Consider the following 22,265-nt stretch of genomic DNA (forward strand, 5'->3'; position numbering starts at 1 on the left):
TACTGCCAAAAGGCGACACACACGGCCTTCTCAACTTACTCTTCCTGCCCGAAAATCGTCTTACGAAAACGCTGACCAGTGGGAGTGCCCGCCAGACCACCAATTCCAGTCTCTCGCAAGGACGCTGGCAGGCTGCGGCCCACCTTGCGCATAGCTTCGATGACTTCGTCTGCCGGAATCTTATTACTTCCACCGGATAGGGCGATATCGGCAGCAATCAGCGCGTTCCCGGCACCAATTGCATTGCGCTTCACACAGGGTAATTCCACCAAACCCGCCACCGGATCACACACCAATCCCAGCAGGTTGCTCATGGCAATAGCAAAGGCTTCAGCACAGGCCACTGGGTCGCCGCCCGCCGCCTCAACCGCCGCAGCAGCACCCATAGCTGAAGCCGAGCCAACCTCCGCCTGGCAACCGCCCGTAGCCCCTGCAATCATGGCATTGTTGGCAGTTACCAGCCCAAAAGCACCCGCAGTAAAGAGGAAGCGAATCTGCCCATCGCGATCCAAGTCAATTCGCCGCTTGAGAGCTGCCAAAACGCCGGGAAGCGTGCCCGAAGATCCAGCCGTAGGAGTCGCGCAAATCACGCCCATAGAAGCGTTGACCTCATTGGTGGCCATCGCCGCCTGCACAGCCTCCAGCATCGTGTCGCCAGACAGGCTCACATGCGTTTCCCTATAATCGCGCAGCAGGGCCGCCTCACCACCAGTGAGCCCAGTCGCAGAAAACACGCCCTCGCCCGTAGAACCCTTAGCCACAGCCCGGTCCATCGCGTCAAGGTTCTCCCCCATGCGCTCCCACACCTGCTCGCGGCTCTCCTGAAAACGTTCCATCTCCTCGCGAATCATAATCTCGCTAATCGGCAAGCCTTGCGTTTGTGCACTCGCTACCAGTTCTGCTACAGAGGTGAACATACTCGGTTCTTTCTCACTATTTCTTAGGGTTAACGGTTGTCAGCAGTCTCAGACGCGAGCTGGTCTAGTCCACGTAAATCATGCTGGGCGCAAAGCGGCGAATCTGCTCCAGAACAGCGGACAGCAGCGGTTTGTCGAGGTCGTAAACCACCATCACCTGCCTACCACTTGCACTTGGATACACGCTTCGGTTGCGCAAGGCTCCAGCAGCCGCAATCAGGCTCGTTATGGAATCTTCCTGCGCTAGCACTGCTTGCTCGGATTCATTCAGCAGCTGCGGCACTATCAGCAACGGCAACATGCCACCAGGCCGCAAGTCATAACCATCCATCTCAATCCGCCGAATTTCAATGGTTCCGCCTCCGATGGAGCAGCCGTAGAGACTCATCTCCTGCTGCCCCCTGCGCATGTGGACCACAGCGGTATTGGGGTGCCCGATCGGACTGGGGCCTTCTTCTTCGCAAAAATCAATGAGTACACCTTCATCCCGGGCGATGCTGACCGCGTGAGGCACCCGACCGTCGTCTGGCGCAAAGCCTAGTAAGCCGGAAATAATCGCATAGTCGGTGCCGTGGCCCAAGTGCGTCTTGGCAAAAGATTCGTAGTAATCGATGCGCACCTCGCTCGGTAGTCCACCAATTAAGTGACGAGCAGCACGACCGATGGCTACCGCTCCAGCAGTGTGTGAGCTGGAAGGTCCGACCATAATCGGGCCGATAATATCGAAGACACTGCGGTATTCTCCTGCCATCGCCCGTCCTTCCGCTTGCCTGCGCTACTCAGCCCTAGCCCCTACTAGCAATGGGCCCGTAAGCACTTTAGTGTACAGACCCTAAGTGCCAACTGTATTTCTAACTCATTGCTCAAAGGTTTTATGCAGACATTATGCCTCTTTCCTAGCAAATGGAAGGGTGTTTCTTTGAGCGAACAACACGGTTAGATTAATCCTTACATCGCTTGCAGCAGAACGTGCAGGAATCGTTGATATATACCCAAATTGTTTCACCCCGGCACTAGAAAGAGCGGAGAATAGACTCTATGCCATTACCTGCGCTCATTGTCATTGCCTCGGTGCTCTGTATCATCATCGCCTTGGCTGCTACCGCTTACTGGCTGAGGGCACGTTCGCGCCGCTTATTTGAAGCCAAGCTGCAAGCTAGGCACGACGATCAGGTCTCATACGCTTTTATTATCAACCCTTCCAAGCCTCAAGCCAAGCAGATTCGCGAGCGCATTAAGCAATACTGCCAAGCCAAAGGCCTTGAAGACGTGCGCTTTTACGACACCCAGCTCGACAAAGACGGCAAGGCCTGCGCGCAAGAAGCTCTAGCAGATGGCGCTGGAATCGTAGTTGCAGTGGGCGGCGATGGGACTGTGCGAACGGTAGCAAGCGCGGTTGCTGGCACTGGCCACGTATTGGGAATCATTCCTATTGGCACTGGAAACTTATTTGCCCGCAATATGGGCATTCCAGTAGGCGATCCAGAAGCGGCCTTAGCAGTGGCAACTTCACATGGTTCCCGCAAGGTTGATGTGGGCCGAATGCGGATATTAGACAGCAGAGATTCACAGACCCGCCACGCTTTCTTAATTATCGCCGGTATTGGCTTCGATGCACTCATGATTGACGACACCGATCCCAACCTGAAGAAAAGCATCTCCTGGCTGGCCTATTTCATCTCGGGAGCCAAGCATCTTTTCGCCGACAAATTCAAGGGCGACATCACTATCCGCCAGCGTGACGGTCGCACTCAAACCAACAAAAATGTGGAGTTCAGAACGTTTATGGCCGGCAATTGCGGCGAGATTCCAGGCTTTTCGCTGATGCCCGACGCTGCTTTCGACGACGGCATGCTCGACTTTGAGCTCATAGACACCTCAGGCGGCTTAATTGGTTGGGCTAACTTGTTTGGCGATGTAATGCACCAGACCATTACCCGCACTTCGACCCAGAGTCCACTGTCTACCAATTCTTCGATTGAGCAGGTGCAGGGCTCCGACGCTGAGATTAAGCTAAAGAAGCCGGCCTTAGCTCAGGTCGATGGCGATATTCTTGGCGAAACCCGACATATTGAGCTTTCCGTCGACAAGCAGTCGCTCAACGTGCGCGTTCCCGTTGAGCAGTAGGCCTGATTTTCGGCCACTCCCAGCGCTTGTCACATCTTGTTATATTTCGTTACTTTTTGTGCACTTCTCTGTCATAAGCTCGTGGCAAAATAGAGACCATGGTTGCACAGCATGCGGGGATGCCCGCCACTCAAGATGATTTAATCAACGTCGACGAGGTCGTCGGCAAGTACTACGACCTCATTCCCGACCCTGCCGAGCTCTCCCAGCGGGTTGCTTTCGGCACTTCGGGCCACCGCGGATCCTCGCTCAAAACGTCATTCAACGAAGCTCACATCGTAGCCATTGCCCAGGCAATTGCCGAGCAGCGAGCCAAGGAAGGCGTCACCGGCCCCCTCTACCTGGGCCGCGACACCCACGCTCTCTCCCTGCCAGCTTGGAAGTCAGCTATTGAGGTCCTGGTTGCTAACGGCGTCCGGGTCCGTATCGATGCGCGCGACGACTACACCCCCACCCCCACTATCTCCCAAGCTATTTTGACCCACAATCGGGCCAACGACGGCTCCCAGCGCTTCTCCGGCGAGGACTTGGCAGACGGCATCGTCGTCACCCCCTCCCACAATCCTCCCACCGACGGCGGCTTCAAATACGACCCGCCCACCGGAGGCCCAGCTCCCGAAAGCACCACCAAAGCCATTGCCGACAGGGCCAATGAGCTGCTGGGCTCTTACAAGAGCGTCAAGCGCATCCCCTTCGAGCAGGCCATCAATTCTGAGCTTATTGAGCGCTTTGACTATCGCGAGCACTACGTAGCAGACTTGGGCTCCGTCATCGACTTTGAAGCCATTCGCACTTCGGGCGTGCGCTTGGGCATTGACCCCCTGGGCGGCGCTTCAGTCAATTATTGGCCACTGATTAACGAAAAGTACGGCCTCAATATTGGCGTAATCAACCCCGAAGTCGACCCCACTTGGCGGTTCATGACCCTCGACCACGACGGCAAGATTCGCATGGACCCCAGCTCTGAGTACGCCATGAAGGGCCTGGTAGACCGTCTCAACGGCGGCGCTTGGGACTCTTACGATTTGGTGGGCGGCACCGATCCAGACGCCGACCGCCACGGCATCGTCTGCCCCGGCTCGGGAGTTATGAACCCCAACCATTACATCGCCGTATGTGTCGAATATCTCTTCTCTGGCAACCGCCCCGATTGGCCCGCAGGCGCAGGAGTAGGCAAGACCTTGGTCTCTTCCTCGCTCATTGACCGCGTTGCCGCCGCTATCAATGCCAAACTCGTTGAGGTGCCCGTAGGCTTCAAGTGGTTCGTGGACCCGCTCTTTAAGGGTGAGGTCGCTTTCGGTGGCGAGGAGAGCTCCGGCATGAGCTTCCTGCGCTGCAACGGCCACGTGTGGACCACCGACAAAGACGGCCTAATCCCCGACTTATTGGCTGCTGAAATCACTGCCAAGACGGGCAAGAACCCGGCCGAATTGCACCAGGCGCAGGTGGAGCGCTTCGGCGAGAGCTGGTATCAGCGCGTCGACACCCCCACCACCCTTGAACAAAAGGCCAAGTTTGCCTCCCTCAGCCCCGCAGATGTGAGCGAAACCGAGTTGGCCGGCGAGCCCATCACCGCCAAGCTCACCGAGGCCCCGGGCAACGGCGCTGCAATCGGCGGCATCAAGGTCACCACCAAGAACAACTGGTTCGCTGCCCGCCCCTCCGGCACCGAAAACATCTACAAGGTCTACGCCGAGTCCTTCATCTCCCCCGAGGCCCTAACCCAAACCCAAACCGAAGCCACCACCTTAGTAAACAAAGCCCTCTCCGAATAAAAAAGTCCGAATATTTTAACGGCGACCCACTTTTTGAACTGGTCGCCGCTCACTTTTCGGGTCGGTCGTTTAGGGTGGAGGGTATGAGTCAAAGCGAGATTGTTGTTTCTACGGACGGTTCGGCGTTGGGGAACCCGAATGGGCCTATGGGTTGGGCTTGGGCCGACCATCAAGGCGAGGGTGCGGACGCAGGCGGTGCCACTAATGGAACCAACCAGATTGGCGAGCTATGCGCCGTATTGCAGGCCTTGCGCGCCCATCGTGGGGCCACGCCGCTCACTATCCAAACCGACTCCCAGTATGCCATTAACTGCTCAACCAAGTGGGTGCACGGCTGGAAAAAGAAGGGCTGGAAAAACGCGGCAGGCAAGCCTGTCAAAAACCGCCAACTTATAGAAGCCATCGACCGTGAAATCAGCCAGCGCCCAGGCCCGGTCAAGTTCTTCTGGGTCAAGGGCCACGCTGGAGACCGCTTTAACGAGAAGGTCGACGACCTAGCCCGAGGGTTCGCCACCGACGTGCGCAGTGGCGACAAGCGCTCCTACCTGCCCATCGAAGGCTGGCAATCCTTGCTCGCCTCCCCCTATACCAAGGGTCTCAAAATCTCCGAAGAGGTCCGGCTCCAGCTCAAGGGCCAGCATGTAAACCCAGCCCAGTCCGACGCCCTCTACAATCACGGCGCTCCCGAAATGGCAGAAGAGGAGCAGCCCTCACCGCTTGCCGCTTTGGCGCTGTTTGACTCGCCGGGCGACGACATCGAGGGCGACGCAGTTAATCAGACGCAAGTAATGGAACCCATTCGCGACCTTATGCCGGGCGCAGAGGAAGCCTCTGAGAGCTCACCTTCGCAGGAGCGAGCGCAGTCCATTCCTCCAGTGCCAGCGCCGCCGAGCCCGCAGAACACTGCGCAAGCAAGCGATGAAGACGAGTTTGAAGAAGCGGCCGAGACTGCCGAAGACGAGCCTTTCGTTGAAGCTGAAGAGTCCGAGGAGAGAAGCCCTCAGGGCTCAGCTCAGGGCTCAGCACAAGACGACGAGGACGATGCCCAGTCATCGCGGGGCCTAGTAGCCACCGGCGATCTCATCATCACCCCTCCCCCCTCGCGCAGCCCCTACTTTGCCGGCAAAGACCTCCACATCTCGGGAACCATTTCCTTCTCGGCAGACATTGACCAAGAGGGCCGCGTCCATATCAAGGGTGTACCCTTCCGCCTGCACTCTATCGACGTGCGCGAAGAAGGCGAAGAGTAAGCCTGCGAGCCGCCGCAAGGCCGGTGCCTCGCGTAGTATTAAAAGAGTTAGCACACAACGCCCGGCGCAATCCGGTCGTGCGAAGGAGATTCGATGGATAAGACACAGCAAGATGAGCTGAAAAAGGCGGCCGGCATTGAGGCTGCAAAGCTGGTAGAAAACGGCATGATTGCAGGCCTTGGCACCGGTTCCACGGTTCGTTTCCTCGTAGACGAACTGGGCCGCCGCACCCAGGAAGAGGGCCTGGAGTTCACCGGCGTTACCACTTCCCGCCGCACCCAAGAGCAGGCCGAAAGCTACGGCATCAAGATTGTAGACATTGACGAAGTTGACCATGTTGATGTCACAATCGACGGCGCAGACGAGGTTGATAAGGACTTCAACGGCATTAAGGGCGGCGGCGCGGCCCTGCTCTGGGAGAAGATTGTAGCCACCAACTCCAAGAAAATCGTGTGGATTGTTGACGAGTCCAAGATTGTTGACACCATCGGCAAGTTCCCCCTGCCCGTTGAGGTTATCCCCTTCGGTGCAGGCCACGTTATCAAGCGTTTCGAAGACCGCGGCTACAAGCCCGTCTTGCGCTTGACTGAGGACGGCAAGCCGGTTCGTACCGACGAAAACAACTACGTAGTCGACCTCCACATGGACTGCATCGACCACCCGCAAGATTTGGCTGAAGACCTTATCAACACGGTGGGCGTAGTCGAGCACGGCCTCTTCCTCAACATGGTAGACACCGTCATCGTAGGCGACCCCCACGGCCCCCGCGTCATGACCAACTCCAACAAGTAGTCTTTCGCAAACTGCTCTGATGCCCCGCTGCCCACTCGGCGCAGCGGGGCATCGGCGTATACATAGTCGCGCGCAAAAAAAGAGAACCCCTCCTGCTGCCATGAGATGCTCACGGAAACGGGAGGGGCTCTCGGCTATATAGCCAAAAGACCTGCGCCAAGACTACTTGCGCTGATGACGAGTCTTACGCAGCATTTTACGATGCTTCTTCTTGCTCATACGCTTGCGGCGCTTCTTGATGACAGAACCCATCGGCGAGCCTCCGTTCCTTAAAAACTAATAGTAAGTGTGCAACTCGCCTAATAATACACCGATTACCCGACCTTTACAGGGGGAAGTCCTTATAAAAGGCCTCAACACTTGCCTTGGGCCCCTCCAGGCGGAAGGTCACCGTGGCGTTGCGCCACAAGACAACCGACTGCTTTGCATTGGCAGGATCCTCGCGCTCCACATACGAGCCCGTCTCCTTGCCCGAGACCTTGACCTTGCCCGAAGCCAGCTCCTTGCCAGTGAGCGAGGAGAGCATGGACTGGTAGTGCTTGTCTGCGTCTTCATCGTGACTCCACTGAGCCACGTGCAGGGCCACATCCTTGCCCTCACTACCCGTTGAGTAGGCAATCGTGTATTCCTCAATCGGCGCGGAAGCAGCCCAGTCAGTGGCCGCGTCGGCCTTCACTCGCGCAAAAGCACCCACCGAATCAGGCATGGCCTTGAGCAAATCAGTGGCGTTGGCTGGCAGAGGCTGAGCAGTAATCGTAGGCTTGCTGGCAGGCTGGCTTGGGTGTGCCGCACCGGTCTGCGAGGCCGCGGGCGCTTGGGTCGTGCTCTTGGCAGCCCAGTGGGGCCACACATAAGCAGAGAAAAGCACCAAAATCACCACTACGGCTACACCAATAACCAGCGCAAGACGCCGCCGACGGACGACGACAGACTGGCTCTTTGCTTCAACATTAGGCTTATTGTCAGGCATACTTCGATTCTCTCACAAGGGCTGTAAAGTGCCCGCCCGAGCCCGCCAAAACTTCCACAAACCGCTCAATTCAGACCACTTCACTCGCCCCTTGCGCTGGCAACGAACTCGAAGCCACCTTGTCCTTCAAGGCCGATAGCGTCGCAGGTATGGCAAAAAGCACAACTCAGTATGTTTGCAGCGAATGCGGCTGGACCGGGGCCAAATGGTTCGGCCGCTGCCCCGAGTGCGGCCAGTGGGGCACAATCGAAGAGTTCCACGAGGCGAGGCCGTCCAAGCGCTCAGCAGGCGCATCTGGCTCAGGCAAACGCACCCAGGCGAGCGTGCTTTCTGCCGAAGCTCAAGCCCAGCCCATCACCCAAGTGGGCACGGAAAGCATGACCCGCCTTGCTACCGGTTTTGAAGAGTTCGACCGCGTATTGGGCGGCGGCGTGGTGCCCGGTTCGGTCATTTTAGTAGCTGGCGAGCCCGGCATCGGCAAGTCAACCCTGCTGCTAGAGACCGCTGGCAATATCGCCAAGGCCTCCGAGGGCAGCGTGCTCTACATCTCCGGCGAGGAATCCCAAGCCCAAGTGCGCATGCGGGCCTCGCGAGTAGACGCTATCGATGACTCCCTCCTGCTGGCCGCCACCACCGATTTAGGCACAGTTTTGGGCCTCATTGAGCAAAACAAGCCCGCTCTCGCCATCGTCGATTCGGCCCAAACGATTACTTCCCAAGATGTTGACGGCATTTCGGGCGGCTCCACTCAGGTGCGCGAGGTGGCTTCGGCCCTGATTGATGTGGCCAAAACCTACGATATTCCCATCATGCTCGTGGGCCACGTGACCAAAGACGGCGCTATCGCAGGCCCGCGCACCTTGGAGCACTTGGTCGACGTGGTCTGCCAGTTCGAGGGCGATTCCCAGACGGCTCTGCGCATGCTCCACGCGGCCAAAAACCGCTTCGGCCCCACCGACGAAGTGGGCTGCTTCGATATGAGCGGGCAAGGCATCGAAGAGGTCAAAGACCCAGCAGGCCTCTTCCTCTCCACTTCGGAGGCCCCCATCGAAGGCACCTGCGTCACCTTCACCCTCGACGGCCACCGCAGCCTCCCAATCGAAGTGCAGGCTCTAGTCACTAACTCCGTCTTGCCTACTCCCCGGCGCAATACCAACGGTATCGACGCCAACCGCTTAGCCATGCTGGCCGCGGTTTTGTATCGGCACGGGCGAGTCAACCTGCTCACCAAAGACCTCTATGTCTCCACCATCGCTGGCGGCCTCGCCAAGGAGCCGGGCTGCGACCTCGCTATTGTCGCCGCCCTAGCTTCGGCATCCTCCTCTAAGCCAATCGCCAAAACCACCTGCGCTATGGGTGAGATTTCCCTCACTGGCCAAGTGCGCCCCGTCCCCCAGCTGGCCCACCGCCTTTCAGAAGCGGCCCGCCTAGGCTTCACGCGCGCTATCGTGCCGGTGAGCCGCTCCAGCCGAGCCCCTGAGCGCACGCCCGGCTTGGAAGTCGTGGAAGTATCCACCCTTGCCGATGCCTTGGAAGCCCTAGGGGTGCGCTAAAGTCACCCGCGAGAGTAGTCTTCCAAGAGTAAGCATTGAACGAAGAAAGAGGCCCCAATGAGCGTTGAATTAGCAGCGATGAGTCCTTACGCCCAGTCAGTAGTCAAGCGCTTGGGGCTGGAGCCCCACCCCGAAGGCGGCTGGTATGTGGCCGACTGGCTGAGCGAGCGCGAAGATTCCGCCTCCACCCGCCCCCTGTCTTCGCTTATATACTTCCTCCTGGCCCAAGGCGACGCCTCCGCTTGGCACAAGGTAGACGCAGACGAAATCTGGCTCTGGCACGGCCCGGCCCCGGTCCAACTCGAAATCGGCGGCTACGGCGACGCCCCTGCGAGCGACCCAGCTGAGCGCACCCTCATTACCTTGGGAGCCCAACTCACCAACGGCGGCAGCCAAGACGAATCAACGATTCCAGTGGGCCACTTCGTAGTGCCCGAAGGCTGCTGGCAGCGCACCCTCCCCGGCCAAGGCGACGCCCTAGTCTCCTGCGTAGTAAGCCCCGGCTTCACCTTCGACGGCTTCATTCTCGAAGAGTAGTTGGGGCTTTAGTAAGAGCTACCCCACAAAACACGGTTATGTAGCACTGACAGCAGTAGCTTTTACAGCTGTCAGTGCTACACTTGTTATTTATATAAGATAGTGCGCCTTGCGGCTGTTGGTTGGGAAACCCATATCAGCCATGTGCGCAGCGAAATTTGCATGTTGAAATCAGCACCGTATAGCTGTTTTCAACGTATAGGGGTATTTTTATGCGCGTCAAGCACAAGTGTAGTGCTGCACTCGTGGCATTATCCATGATTATCCTGGGGGGGGGGGTCTAACAAGCCCGCCAAAAGCCCACGCAACGCCACCAGCACCCATAACCCCACCAGCGCCGCCTGCCTGCAATATCGCAACTGACCCCATCAGTCAATGTTTCAGTCCTTCTCTTGGCAAAGCACTCGCCACCCGGTTCACATCAAACAGCACCAACGTACCGCTACCCAGTTCTGCGTATGCTACTACGTCCCTGGCTCTCGGAAACATGAGCATCACCGACCTCAGTGGCATACAATATTTTCCCCAACTCACTAGCCTAGACCTCAATAATAACGTGGAAGTTAGTTCCAGACTCAAGTGGAATGTAATCACCGATATTACGCCAATGGCTGCTCTCACTAACCTCACCTCTTTTTCGGCCTACAACACCAATCTCGCCAATCTCAATGGCATACAGAATCTCACTAAACTCGGCACTCTTCTACTTGGCGGTAATGGTGAAACGGAAAAGGGTAATCGTATAAGCGATTTGTCGTTCTTAAGTGGCCTCACTGAACTCAATTTTCTCGATATATCCAATAACCGTGTTGGTGATCTCACACCCCTAGCCAACCTCACCAATCTCAGCGGTTTAGATATCAGCAAGCAGTACATTCGCCTGCCAGATAAGCCTGACTTTGACGAGCACAACCCCATGAGCTTAGGACCGGCAACAGTGAACAACACAGTAAGCCCACACCAAGTTGCGCTAGAAGATACAGCCAAACCATCAACACCCACCTCTGGTAAAAGCTTCGATGCTACTACTGGAATCATGACGTGGGATAAGACCATGCCCGGCGACCACCAATACAACTTCAACTACACCGGCACCGTCAACACTCCAGACAACCTAATCGGTTTACCACAGATTAACTTCACATACTCCGGCACCTTCGCGCAACAGGTACCCGGATTAACCGTCAGCTTCGACACAGACGGTGGCACGCCGCAACCCGCAGACCAAGCCCACCACCAAAACGAAAAAGTCACACCGCCGGTAAAAGTCAGCAAACCCAGCCGATACCTCGATGGCTGGTACAACGTCGACACCGGAGCCAAGTGGAACTTCGACACAGACACTGTTACCACCGACATGACGCTAAAAGCACGCTGGAAGGCCTGCCTCCCCCCTACCTATCCCCACAGCAGGAGCCATACCCCTCCACCGGTTCACCGGCAGTAGCCTCCTACTCCTCACCGGCCTCTCTGCCCTGGTCTACGCCGGCCACCAACTAGCCCAACAACGCCGCCGCAGCAAAGGGCACCACACGAATGAAAGCAAACCAAACCAAGCACTCAGCCAATGATGCTAAACTAAACAGCTAGAAGGGTGCTTTGCCATGCCAACGGTTGGGGAACCAAACGGCTGCGTAGAGCCCACATACTTTTACTTGACTATTTGCACGGGCTAGCAGCTGGTTGTTGCTCTATCTGCCCGTTTGGAGGAATAATGCGTGGTTTCCGTTCAGCCAGCGCAGTTGTGCTCGCACTAGCTCTAGCCCTCCTGGGGGGGGGGGACGTTAAAGCCTGTTCAACAGGCTCACGCTGACCCAAACCATTCTTTTCACTTATCACCTACTTCTGGCCCAGCTTCAGGCAATACAGATGTCACTATTACTCCGTACATATTGCCCAATGTGACATTCAAACAGATTAGTTCCGGAATGGCTCATTCAGTAGCTTTAGGAAACGATGGAAATGCGTATGCGTTTGGCTCGAATTATAACGGAGCACTCGGAAACAACAATCCCTCAGTTACGGAAAGTTTCCTACCAGTCCAAGTTGTAACTCCTCCCGGCATCAAGTTCACACAGGTAAAAGTTGGTACACAAAGGGGAAACCATTCTCTCGGCCTAGGAGATGACGGATATGTATACAGTTGGGGATCCAATTTAACCGGGCAACTCGGCTTGGGAGATACTACTGCCCGATACAAACCCACAAAAATCCCTATGCCAGCTGGCGTCACACGGTTTACTAAAATAGCTGCCGGCGCTAATTTTAGTCTTGCTTTAGCCAGTAACGGCAAAGTATATGCTTGGGGCTCAAATACGGTAGATAGTGGTTTTGTGGGCGGCGGGCAGCTGGGTGTGGGAGATAGCAATTCCCGTTCCACTCCCACACTAGTAACAGCTCTTCCAAGCTCTGCAACCATAACCGATATAAGCTCATTAACTTATAAATCCGCCGCCATCGGTTCAGATGGAACTATTTACTTGTGGGGTCCAAGCGGCCAACCTAGCAACTCCGCCTTATCTTGCCCACCTCCCGCAGGATACAAATACAATAGCGTTACCGTCGGCGACAACACTTATAGTGCGACAGCTACTGACGGCAACACTTACATGTGGGGCAGTACTAGTAAGGGACAGTTTGGCGACGGAACCGGTAATGGGGTCAGTACTCCAAGCGTGAATGCCCCTACAGTTGTTCATCCTCTCATGCCAGCGGGAGTTCATATCACCAAGATGAGCAGAGGATCCGCTTTCACCGTCGCCTTAGGAGATAATGGCAAAGCATACGCGTGGGGAGAAGGCGCCTACGGGCAACTCGGAAATCAGGCTACCTCTAATCAATGGAGAGCGAGCGGTACGCCCGGAGATAATCAGTGGGTTGCCACCCCTATTGAAGTGGATCAGCCGGCGGGAGTACTTTTTACCGATATTGCTGCGAGTTATAACAGCTCTTTCGCCTTGGGTAATGATGGCAATACATACGGTTGGGGACTAAACGGCTTCGGCCTCCTTGGACACGGAACAGGCATAACATATTATGAGTCTCCTGTTCGAGTCGGAGGAGATGTTCGTATTACAAAAGTAACCTTCGACACTACTGTGGTCTCCGGCAGCATCAACACAGTTTCAGGCTCTTGGACCGGCAAGTCGCCGGCACACACAGCAGGAACAATCAATGTATACGTTGAATGGTCCATCGGAGGCGTTGCGCAGCCGACCGATACATTGAGGTATCTTTACCTTCCCCCGTTCACTGTCCACTTTGATTTGGGCGCTGCCTCAGGCCACACCAGCAGCCCTGCACCAGCAGACCAAATTATTTCCGCTGGCGAGAACAAGCCCATTAAATACCCCAACCCAACGCCCACATGGGAACACCACTGGTTCACGGGTTGGACTACTAACGGCACTGACTACTGGGACTTTACCAAACCCGTCACCAGCAGTATGACTTTGACCGCTAAATGGGAGGAATGGTCCTTCACCCTCAACCCAGCCGTCGGCCCCGCCAGTGGTGGTAACACGGTCAACATCACCCCACCCAGCCCACCAAATGGCATCGTCTACCAGCAAATCAGCGCAGGTTATTACCTCTCACTAGCCATAGGCTCGGACGGTAACACGTATGCGTGGGGCAACAACCAATACGGCCAATTGGGAGACAACACCACCACCAACCGCAAGCTACCAGTCAAGGTACATACCCCAACCAACGTGCATTTCACCGCTATCAGCGCAGGCGGCTACCACGCCCTAGCGCTCGGCGATGACGGCAACGTCTACGCTTGGGGACTGAACCGCTACGGCCAATTGGGAGATGGCACCACCATCGACAAACACAAGCCCGTCGCCGTCCACAACGGAGCCCTGCCCACAGGCCAACACTTCACCACCATCAGCGCAGGCTTCTACCACTCCGCAGCTCTCGGAACCAACTACGAAGCCTACGCTTGGGGACTCAATAACCACGGCCAATTAGGCGACGGCACCACTAGTAATTCCGCCCACGAAAGCAACGGCACCCCCTCGCACACCAGCGCCAACAAAACTGAGCCCGTCCTCACCCACCACGGAGAGCTACCCACCAACGAGCGATTCACCTCAATCAGCGCAGGATACTGGCACACCCTCGCCACCGGCAGCGACCATAGATCCTACTCTTGGGGGTTCAACAGTAGCGGTCAGCTCGGCAACGGCATTCGAGGTAACACTAATACCATCAACGACATCCCAGTTGGCTACGACGGGGATCAAAGCGAACCTATTCTCATTCATGACGGAGCACTTCCCTCCAGTGAGCATTTCATCGCTGTAAGCGCAGGCGGATACCATTCTCTAGCGCTCGGCTCAGACGGTCAAATCTATAGCTGGGGAGAAAACAACATGGGCCAAATCGGCGACGGCACCACGTACTACGTTAAGCTTGAACCCGTACTAGTCCACCACGGAGCCTTGCCCGCCAGCGAACGATTTACTACCATCAGCGCGGGCGGCGCACACAACCTCGCTACCGGCAGCGACGGCAAGACTTACGCGTGGGGATGGAACGCATACGATCAGATAGGCGACGGTAGCGACACGGATAAAAGCGAACCCGTCCTCACCCACAGCGGCGCACTCCAAGCCACAGGCCGCTTCACCACCATCAGCGCCGGCGGCTGGCATAATCTCGCTATAGGTACCGACAAACATACCTACGCCTGGGGTTGGAACGACGGTGGCCTCCTCGGCGACAGTACTACTCTCGACAGAAACGAACCTATACAAGTTGGTTTACAAGAGCTCCTCGTCGCTGGCATCACTTTCGACCAAACCGAAGCCACACCAGCCCCCATCTGGGACAGCACCAACGAAACATGGAAAGTCAGCGCTCCGGCACACAACCCCGGTCAAATCACTACCAACATCCACTGGACCCTGGACGGAATCGCCCAAGCTGACTACTCCCTCCCTTACACCTACCAATGGAACCTCCCTACAGCTGGAGCCATTCCACTTCGACGTCTCACCGGCGCAAGTTTCATAGCCCTCACCAGTCTCGCGACTGTAGTGTGTGCAAGTCACGAAATAAGTAAACACCGCCAGCGCACGCAGGGCAAGCACTCAACACGCCCCATGCCAGCCGAAGCAACACGTTAGAGCCGCTCAACCCAAGAGAACAGGCTTGTGCTTTCAAGTTCCCTTGAGTTGAGCTACGCTGGGAGGTCTGGCGATGACGACTATGGAACAGGCAAATTACGCGCTTGGGGATTGGGTTGGGCGCGAGTGCTCCGGTTGTAATGGTAGACTGGGCTACTAGTTAGGGGCGGTATTGCGCGCAAACTGGTTGGGGAACCATACTCGACGCACTCGCCCAATTGCACAGTTTTCAAGTTTTACACGGGCCAAGCGCTGCCGAGCGCTCTACAAGCCCATTTGGAGGGGTTATGCGACACATTCGCATGGCGAGCGCCGTGGCGGCGCTCCTATCCTTGACCATCCTGGGGGGGGGGGTCCGCTAGTTTAGCGGCACCCGCACACGCAAACCCAACCCCACAAGCCCAGTCAAACCCCCTCACCCGCGGCGGCACCCCAAGCTCCGAAACCGTAGACGGTTTCACCCTCACCCCCACCAGAGGAGTAGCCAACGCTCCAGCAACAGCTAATATCACTCCTCCTACACCGCCAACTGGTATTACAGTCACTCAGGTATCCAGCCGGGGTAATGGGAATCTGGCGCTTGGTTCAGACGGACACATTTACATGTGGGGAGGCGATCAAACTCGAGCGATTCCGATTCGCACCCCGGACGGTGTCCAGTTTGTAAAAATCAGCAGGGGCTGGGGCCATAATCTTGCGCTAAGTAACGACGGACATGTCTACGCTTGGGGCGGTAACTACTGGGGTCAATTAGGTACAGTTCTCGATGGAGGTGTTTCTTCCACTCGTGTTCCGGTGGATATTACTAGTCGAATACCAATGAGGCCCGGTGCAACAATCACCCAAATCAGCGCAAGCGAATCGCATTCACTCGTGTTAGACAGTGACGGTCGCGTATACGCCTTTGGCAGCAACGAATTTGGACAGCTAGGCAACACCTCAAATATACATACTCGCAATCCGAATAGTACACCTACACAAGTCACGGGAGGAGCTCTTCCTGCGAAAGTTATCGAAATCAGCGCAGGAGGGCTGCACTCACTGGTCGTTGGCAGTGATCATCGTGTATACGCATGGGGTTCTAATGATTCGGGCCAGCTCGGTAATGCCGCGAATCTCAACGTGGAGACAGCTAACCCGACACCAGTCGTAGTTTCAGGCGGAGCTTTACCAAGCAGCGTTATCCAAATCGATGCTGGCGGACGCAGCTCAATGGCCCTAGGAAGCGACCACCAAGCCTACATCTGGGGAGAAACCGGATTCTCACCCGTCAGCTACCTGCCTCTATCCGTGCGATACAGCCACCCCCGAGGCAGTATTTTACCGCCAAGTATTCTTCAAATCAGCGTCAGCAAAAATGGAAACGCATACGGTACTTCTCCTTCCTTTGACCACGCTGTTCTTTTAGGCAGTGACCACAAAGCTTACGGCTGGGGCGACAATTCTTTTGGTCAACTTGGTGTCCACCCCAATGTGTGTTATCTAGCCGGTTCCGGAATGTATCAGATTACGAACTCTGCGCTTCCCGCTTCAATAGAACAAGTAAGCGTAGGAAACAGACACACTTTACTTTTGGGCAGCAACCACCAAGCATACACTTTTGGCACCAATTACGGCGCACAGCTCGGCAACGGCGGTAACGATTACCCCAACATCAGTGTTGCCTGCCATCCAGACCCCTATCAGGTGCCTATGCCTAAACCAACTATCACAAGTGTCACGTTCGATGGAACCACTGCCAGTAAACGGTCAGATAATCCAACCACCGGCGCATGGACCGTCAACGTACCCCTACACCCAGTAGGAAAAGTACTCGTCAAAGTCAACTGGAGCCTCACCTACACAGAAAGCAACGGAAGAATCTCTACTGTCGTGCAAAGCGCTATTACACTGCACTACGAATACAAAGTCATCTACACCATCCGCTTCGACCTCGGCGAAGGAGCCGGCAAAGCCACAGGCCCACCCGACCAAACCGTCTACAACGACGAACCCCTCGACTGGCCCACCGAACCAACTTGGGCAGGGCACCAGTTTACGGGCTGGTTTAAGGCGGATGGGGCGCCTTGGAACCTGGCTGACCCAGTTACTGCGAACATGACGTTGACTGCTCGCTGGGATCATTTCAGTTTCGACATCACCCCCAAAGCCGGCCCCGTGGCAGGCAACATCCCCGTCACCATCAGCGTCAACCCTAAAACCACCAGCCTGCGCTTTACGCAAATCAGTGGAGGGGCCTTCCATACACTGGCTATCGGCTCAGATGGGAACACTTACGCTTGGGGTAGCAATCAGTATGGTCAGCTCGGCGATAACACCAACGCAAACCGGAAGCTACCCACTCGGGTACAAACCCCAGCAGGCGTGCACTTCGTTCAAGTCAGCACAGGCAGCGCGTTCTCGCTTGCTCTCGGCGATGACTACAACGTCTACGCTTGGGGCTGGAACGCTTTCGGCCAGCTCGGCAACAATACCAACACAGGCGGCGGTAACACCAACACCACTGCTAACCCCCTGCCAGTGAAAGTAACCGGCGGTAGCCTACCCGCCAACGCTATCACCCAAGTCAGCGCAGGCACATGTCACGCGCTAGCACTAGACAATCAAGGCCGTATCCATGCTTGGGGTTGGAACAACCACGGACAACTGGGCAACAATACAAACACTGGTAACGGAGATGCGAACACGTTCGCAAACCCCACGCCAGTGCGAGTGAGCGGGGGTAGTCTACCGGCTACTGGTATCACCCAAATCAGCACTAGAGGACATCATGGCATGGCTCTCGATACTCAAGGCCGTGTCTATGCTTGGGGTTGGAATGTTACCGGTCAGCTCGGCAACAGCACCAACGCCACCGGAGGCAACTGGACTGCTGATACCACAGCGAACCCCACACCAACCCAGGTAAGCGGAGGACTCCTACCCGCCACAGGTATCATCCAAATCAGCACAGGCTTTGACTTTTCCATGGCTTTAGACAGTCAAAGTCGCATCTACACATGGGGAGACAACAGCAGTGGCCAACTCGGCCGGTCGGTCAACAATCATATCGAGACCCCGAACCCGGTACCCGGGAGAGCTAGCGGCGGTAGCCTGCCAGCCAGTGGCATCAAACAAATCAGCGCAGGCACCCAGTATGCTCTCGCACTCGACACCAGCGGCCGCATCCACGCATGGGGCAGCAACATGTATGGTCAGCTTGGCACCTCACGCAACAACTACACATCAAGCTACACGCCAACACAAATAACCGGCGGCAGCCTGCCCAGCACTGTCAATCAAATAAGTGCAGGAGGTCAACATGTCTTGGCACTCAGCCCAGACGGCAGCCCCTACGCATGGGGCAAAAACAGCGATGGCCAGCTCGGCGACGACACCAACAGCTTGCCAGACTACTACCGGCCAGACCCCCAACCAGTACAAGCCAACAAAATCGACATCAGCTCAGCCGAATTCGGCGACATCGCCCACGCCATAACCCCCACCTACCAAACAGGCAGCGGCAACTGGACCGGCAACAGCCCAGCCCACCCAGACGGAACCGTACCCGTCACCATCAAATGGACCAAAAGCGGCGCAACCCAACCCGACTACACCATCACCCCCGGCTTCACCTACTACACCATGTTCACCCTCCCCCAAGCCGGAGCCATACCCCTCTACCGCATAGGAGGCGGAACCCTCTTAGCCCTGACCACCCTCGCGGCAGTAGTATACGCAGGCCACGAAATCAGCAAGCAGCGCACACAAAGCCAAGGCAAACACTCACCCCGCAGCAGCCAGGCCCAGCCCATTAAGTAAAGGCAAGGCAAAACGAAAGTGAAGCCTAAAGTACGAAGCAACAAGCAAACCGCAAGAGCAAAGCGCAAACTAAGGTAGGAATCAAAGCCAGCAATGCGCAAGCAAGCTGGCGGCGGGGTTGGATGTGAAGCAATAAGCAGTTCCCCTTGCTGAACAGCCAACCCCGCCGCCAGCGCCCGGGCACCCAACCAAGCATCAGAGCACCCAAACTCAAAGCACCCGTCAAAAAAGCGAAGCAAAACCAGCCAGCCCAAAGCCAAAAACCAAAAACCAAAAACCGAGTCTAGAAAACCTATCCTGCCTGAAAAAAACAAAAAACGGCGGTATGCCTATCGAGACATACCGCCGTACAAAACAGCTCTCCCCTAGCGTCCTTCGCTCTGCTGGGCTATGAGCAAGGAATCAGCCGCGTCTTGCTTCAACTGTTGAGCGAGCGCATCGGCGTCTGCATACTTCTCTTGGGGCCGCAAGTAGGCCAAGAACTCAACGCGCACCTTGTGTCCGTAGAGTTCCAGCCAGTCATCGCCAGCAATAGCGTTGACCTCAAGTACCCGCTCGTAGTGCTGACCCTCGCCCGCAAAGGTCTCTTTGGAGCCGATAGAAATGTCTGCCGGCCAGCGCCAGGGCGACCCCGCTGCCAGCCGAGTTTCCTGCCCCGAGGCGGAAACGTGGGTTTGCGTGCCTTCGTCACCCTTGGCTGATTCAGCAGATTCACTCGCCTGTTCGATAGGCCCCAAATCAACTAGCCAGCCAGCATATACACCGTCGACCGGCATATAGCCTTCGTAGTCCTGACCAATATTGGCCGTCGGGTAGCCCAGTTCGCGCCCCCGCTGCTCGCCGTGGACCACTTCGCCTTCGACTGCGTGGGCATGGCCCAAAATCTCATTGGCTGCGCCCACTCGCCCGCTAGCCAGCAGGTAGCGCACGTTCGTTGAGCTCCAGGTGCGAACCTTCTTGCAGGCGTGGGCCTTGGTCCAAGCGCGCAGCTCGGCCTTGCTCATGCCTTCGAGCGGGTCGCCCGGCTCTCCGGGGCCTTGCGGCACTTGCGCTTCGATGCTCTGCGGCACCCAAGCGTCTCCGGGCCCGGCATCGTCTACAACTTCGAGCGTAAAGACGCCGGTAGCCTGAGAAAGGTCTTCGATAGCTTCGACATTGCCCGCACGCCCAGCCCCCATAGTGGCATCCCGGCCTAAGACTAGCGTGCCCATGCCCAGCTTGCCTACAAGCGCGCCGAGGAAGTAGCGGAATGATTTGGCCGCAAAAGCCAGCGTATAGCGCACGGAAAGCACCCAGTCTACGCCCAGCTCTTTCATGAGCCGCATACGCTCGGAAGCAGGCATCAGCTCGTCTGCGTCTTGCGTGGGCTCGCCCGAGGGCAGTTCCGCGCCAGAGTGGGCCTCGGCGTAAGAATGCACCCGCTTGGGGCTGGGGTCAAACATGATGACGACCGCGTATTCGCCCTGCTCGTGAGCTAGGGAGACTACCCGTTCGATGACGGCCTGGTGCCCGCGGTGCATGCCGTCGAATACGCCTACGGTTACGACGCTCTTTTTGGTGGTCGAGAGCGTGGGCCAGTCGACAATGCCGCTGCTGTCTGGTTCGAGTCTGCTGACTTTCATTGCTTCCTATCTGCTTGCCACTTACTTCTAGTATGGTCTTTTTTCAGGCGATTTCAAGAGTAAATACGGCCGAGGGCTTGGCACTATGGTCATTTCGGCGCTCTAGGAGGGCCACCAGCTGCTCGGGGCCGCCTTCCCCACTCCCGGTGCTCAAGAGGGCTGCCGTGGGATCTGCGAGGCTTACGGGCAGGAATTGGCCGTGCTGGAGGGCTTGGGCCTGCTCTAGGCTCACTTGGGTGGTGGGCATGGCCAGTTTGGCGGCTTCCACTAGGCTGACGGCCGAGGCGAGTATCTGCTCCCGGTCTTGGTCGAGTATGGCCTTGTTGCGGGTCTGCTCTTGGCCTTGGCGGTCGGTAAAGCTATGGGCCACTGCTTGCGCGGTGAGCACACGCTGGCTTAGGGCCGGATCGGTCAAGTCAAAACGGCCGACGCGCACCCGCCTGAGCTTGGTTAAGTGCCCGCCCACGCCGAGTTCGCGGCCCAAATCTCGGCCAAGGGCGCGAATATAGGTGCCCGAAGAGCAAGAGATACGGGCTTGTACATCGATTACCGCACCTCCGTTGGCTGCTTGCGTGCGCTTCCAGCCCAGTAGGCTGAACTCGATAATGGTAATGCTTCGTGCTTTGAGTTCCACCGTTTGGCCTTGGCGGGCGAGTTCGTAGGCCCGCTTGCCGTCGACTTTGATAGCCGAGTAAGCGTTGGGCACCTGCTCAATCTGGCCGGTGTAATGGCTGGCAATGGCCTCTTCCACTTGGCTTTGGCTCAGCTGTTCGATGCGCTCAGCAGCGCCGTCTAGAGCAGGCAGTAACTGGCCTTCAGCGTCGTCAGTTTCGCTGGCTTGCCCTAAGCGGATAGTGGTTTCATAAGTCTTATCGTGGCCCACAATCACATTGAGCAAGCGGGTGGCCTGGCCAAAACCAATTACGAGCGCTCCGGTAGCCATGGGGTCTAAGGTTCCTGCATGGCCCACCCTGCGCAGTCCAAGCCGGGAGCGCACGGCAGCGACCACGTCGTGACTGGTCACGCCCTGGGGCTTGTCTACAATCAGTATCCCGCTCTTCATGAACCCTACTGGTCGCTTTCTATAGAGCGAGGGCTGGCCCAACTTTTGCGTTAGGCCAGCCCTCGTGTAGTTCAGGCTTGAGGAATTTCGCCTTCGCCTGCATCATTCAAGGAATTAAGTGCCGCAGAATCGTTGGGATCGCCGCTGTTAAAGGCCGCGATATTGTCGAATCTGCCGCTGTTGCTGGAGTCTTCACTGCCAGCAGTTTCGCCGGAATCGCCTGCCTCAGATTCTGCTTCCTCAGCTTCGTCATCGTCATGGCGGTATGGGTCGGCATCCCCTGCGTACTGGGCGTTGGCGCGCGCCTCCTCCAGCTCCTTATCGCGCTTTTGTGCCACGGTCAGCACATCTTCGATTTCAGTGGCCTGAGTAGGCACATCGTCGTAGATAAAGCGCAGGGTTGGCGTGAGCCGCAGGCCCGCCTTAGCCCCCACCAGAGAGCGCAGGCGGCCCGTAGCCTGACGCAAGGCCTGCTGAGCGCGTTTACGCTCGCCTTCCTCGTGCCCGGGCCTGCCGATTTGTGTCCAATACACCTTGGCAATCTGCATGTCGTTGGTGACGCGCACTTCGGTAATGGTCACCCCATCCAGACGCTTGTCGTGCATGTGAGTTTCGAGTGAGGAAGCGATGACCCGCTGGATGAGGGATGCTATTCTCACCGCTCTTGGATTCGTGCCAGAGGCCACCGCTTACTCCTTCTCGTATTCGTGTACTGCTTGC

Annotated in this window: 16 protein-coding genes; 9 read left to right on the top strand and 7 right to left on the bottom strand. The window is 56.8% G+C overall.

Features of this window, described 5'->3' with window-relative positions:
- Positions 1–35: 35 nt before the first annotated feature.
- Positions 36–917 (bottom strand): L-serine ammonia-lyase, iron-sulfur-dependent, subunit alpha, encoded by an 882-nt coding sequence (sdaAA, locus tag R8377_RS06115; RefSeq protein ID WP_317642610.1) that lies wholly within the window; start codon positions 915–917, stop codon positions 36–38.
- Positions 918–981: 64 nt separating this feature from the next.
- The gene (locus tag R8377_RS06120; RefSeq protein WP_317642611.1) at positions 982–1,668 is read right to left on the bottom strand and encodes a serine dehydratase beta chain; all 687 of its coding nucleotides are present in this window, start codon (positions 1,666–1,668) and stop codon (positions 982–984) included.
- 287 nt (positions 1,669–1,955) lie between these two features.
- Between R8377_RS06120 and R8377_RS06125 the strand changes: the two genes are divergently transcribed.
- The 4 genes from R8377_RS06125 (at position 1,956) to rpiA (ending at position 6,861) form a co-directional block, all read left to right on the top strand.
- A complete protein-coding gene (locus R8377_RS06125) occupies positions 1,956–3,044 on the top strand; it encodes a diacylglycerol/lipid kinase family protein (protein WP_317642612.1) in 1,089 nt (362 codons plus the stop codon).
- A gap of 98 nt (positions 3,045–3,142) precedes the next feature.
- On the top strand, positions 3,143–4,819 hold the full coding sequence (gene pgm / locus R8377_RS06130; protein ID WP_317642613.1) for a phosphoglucomutase (alpha-D-glucose-1,6-bisphosphate-dependent): 1,677 nt from the start codon (positions 3,143–3,145) through the stop codon (positions 4,817–4,819).
- An 83-nt stretch (positions 4,820–4,902) separates the two neighbouring features.
- Positions 4,903–6,069, top strand: coding sequence for a ribonuclease H family protein (locus tag R8377_RS06135; RefSeq protein ID WP_317642614.1), 1,167 nt, complete (start codon positions 4,903–4,905; stop codon positions 6,067–6,069).
- Between the two features lie 93 nt (positions 6,070–6,162).
- Positions 6,163–6,861 (top strand): ribose-5-phosphate isomerase RpiA, encoded by a 699-nt coding sequence (rpiA, locus tag R8377_RS06140; RefSeq protein ID WP_317642615.1) that lies wholly within the window; start codon positions 6,163–6,165, stop codon positions 6,859–6,861.
- A 162-nt stretch (positions 6,862–7,023) separates the two neighbouring features.
- On the opposite strand, the gene R8377_RS06145 is transcribed toward rpiA, so the two are convergent.
- Positions 7,024–7,113 carry a 30S ribosomal protein bS22 gene (locus R8377_RS06145; RefSeq protein WP_003817716.1) on the bottom strand — a complete coding sequence of 30 codons (90 nt, stop codon included), beginning with the start codon at positions 7,111–7,113 and terminating at the stop codon, positions 7,024–7,026.
- A 73-nt stretch (positions 7,114–7,186) separates the two neighbouring features.
- Entirely contained in the window at positions 7,187–7,831 is a 645-nt protein-coding gene (locus tag R8377_RS06150) for a hypothetical protein (protein ID WP_317642616.1), read from the bottom strand.
- Between the two features lie 149 nt (positions 7,832–7,980).
- On the opposite strand from R8377_RS06150, the gene radA reads away from it, so the two are divergent.
- From radA to R8377_RS06175, 5 genes are all read left to right on the top strand, one after another.
- A complete protein-coding gene (gene radA / locus R8377_RS06155) occupies positions 7,981–9,384 on the top strand; it encodes a DNA repair protein RadA (RefSeq protein WP_317642617.1) in 1,404 nt (467 codons plus the stop codon).
- Positions 9,385–9,441: 57 nt separating this feature from the next.
- Positions 9,442–9,921 (top strand): cupin domain-containing protein, encoded by a 480-nt coding sequence (locus R8377_RS06160; RefSeq protein ID WP_317642619.1) that lies wholly within the window; start codon positions 9,442–9,444, stop codon positions 9,919–9,921.
- Positions 9,922–10,408: 487 nt separating this feature from the next.
- Positions 10,409–11,368 carry a leucine-rich repeat domain-containing protein gene (locus tag R8377_RS06165; RefSeq protein ID WP_317642620.1) on the top strand — a complete coding sequence of 320 codons (960 nt, stop codon included), beginning with the start codon at positions 10,409–10,411 and terminating at the stop codon, positions 11,366–11,368.
- 454 nt (positions 11,369–11,822) lie between these two features.
- Positions 11,823–15,059: an RCC1 domain-containing protein gene (locus R8377_RS06170; protein WP_331669481.1), complete on the top strand. Its 3,237-nt coding sequence runs from the start codon at positions 11,823–11,825 to the stop codon at positions 15,057–15,059.
- A 534-nt stretch (positions 15,060–15,593) separates the two neighbouring features.
- Positions 15,594–18,860, top strand: a complete 3,267-nt coding sequence (locus R8377_RS06175) for an RCC1 domain-containing protein (protein WP_486598978.1) — start codon at positions 15,594–15,596, stop codon at positions 18,858–18,860.
- 365 nt (positions 18,861–19,225) lie between these two features.
- Here the strand turns inward: R8377_RS06175 and R8377_RS06180 are convergent, their stop codons facing one another.
- From R8377_RS06180 to rbfA, 3 genes are all read right to left on the bottom strand, one after another.
- Entirely contained in the window at positions 19,226–20,482 is a 1,257-nt protein-coding gene (locus R8377_RS06180; RefSeq protein WP_317642623.1) for a riboflavin kinase, read from the bottom strand.
- Positions 20,483–20,525: 43 nt separating this feature from the next.
- Positions 20,526–21,545, bottom strand: a complete 1,020-nt coding sequence (gene truB, locus R8377_RS06185; protein ID WP_317642624.1) for a tRNA pseudouridine(55) synthase TruB — start codon at positions 21,543–21,545, stop codon at positions 20,526–20,528.
- A 71-nt stretch (positions 21,546–21,616) separates the two neighbouring features.
- Positions 21,617–22,231, bottom strand: coding sequence for a 30S ribosome-binding factor RbfA (rbfA, locus tag R8377_RS06190; protein ID WP_317642625.1), 615 nt, complete (start codon positions 22,229–22,231; stop codon positions 21,617–21,619).
- Positions 22,232–22,265: the final 34 nt, after the last annotated feature.

Origin of the sequence: Bombiscardovia apis (assembly GCF_033095945.1) — a bacterium.
GTDB classification, from domain to species: Bacteria; Actinomycetota; Actinomycetes; order Actinomycetales; family Bifidobacteriaceae; genus Bombiscardovia; species Bombiscardovia apis.

Bases quoted from the DNA above. Each gene is read 5' to 3' on its own strand.
- sdaAA (WP_317642610.1), bottom strand. From the start codon at position 917: ATGTTCACCTCTGTAGCAGAACTGGTAGCGAGTGCACAAACGCAAGGC.
- R8377_RS06120 (WP_317642611.1), bottom strand. From the start codon at position 1,668: ATGGCAGGAGAATACCGCAGTGTCTTCGATATTATCGGCCCGATTATG.
- R8377_RS06125 (WP_317642612.1), top strand. From the start codon at position 1,956: ATGCCATTACCTGCGCTCATTGTCATTGCCTCGGTGCTCTGTATCATC.
- pgm (WP_317642613.1), top strand. From the start codon at position 3,143: ATGGTTGCACAGCATGCGGGGATGCCCGCCACTCAAGATGATTTAATC.
- R8377_RS06135 (WP_317642614.1), top strand. From the start codon at position 4,903: ATGAGTCAAAGCGAGATTGTTGTTTCTACGGACGGTTCGGCGTTGGGG.
- rpiA (WP_317642615.1), top strand. From the start codon at position 6,163: ATGGATAAGACACAGCAAGATGAGCTGAAAAAGGCGGCCGGCATTGAG.
- R8377_RS06145 (WP_003817716.1), bottom strand. From the start codon at position 7,113: ATGGGTTCTGTCATCAAGAAGCGCCGCAAGCGTATGAGCAAGAAGAAG.
- R8377_RS06150 (WP_317642616.1), bottom strand. From the start codon at position 7,831: ATGCCTGACAATAAGCCTAATGTTGAAGCAAAGAGCCAGTCTGTCGTC.
- radA (WP_317642617.1), top strand. From the start codon at position 7,981: ATGGCAAAAAGCACAACTCAGTATGTTTGCAGCGAATGCGGCTGGACC.
- R8377_RS06160 (WP_317642619.1), top strand. From the start codon at position 9,442: ATGAGCGTTGAATTAGCAGCGATGAGTCCTTACGCCCAGTCAGTAGTC.
- R8377_RS06165 (WP_317642620.1), top strand. From the start codon at position 10,409: ATGAGCATCACCGACCTCAGTGGCATACAATATTTTCCCCAACTCACT.
- R8377_RS06180 (WP_317642623.1), bottom strand. From the start codon at position 20,482: ATGAAAGTCAGCAGACTCGAACCAGACAGCAGCGGCATTGTCGACTGG.
- truB (WP_317642624.1), bottom strand. From the start codon at position 21,545: ATGAAGAGCGGGATACTGATTGTAGACAAGCCCCAGGGCGTGACCAGT.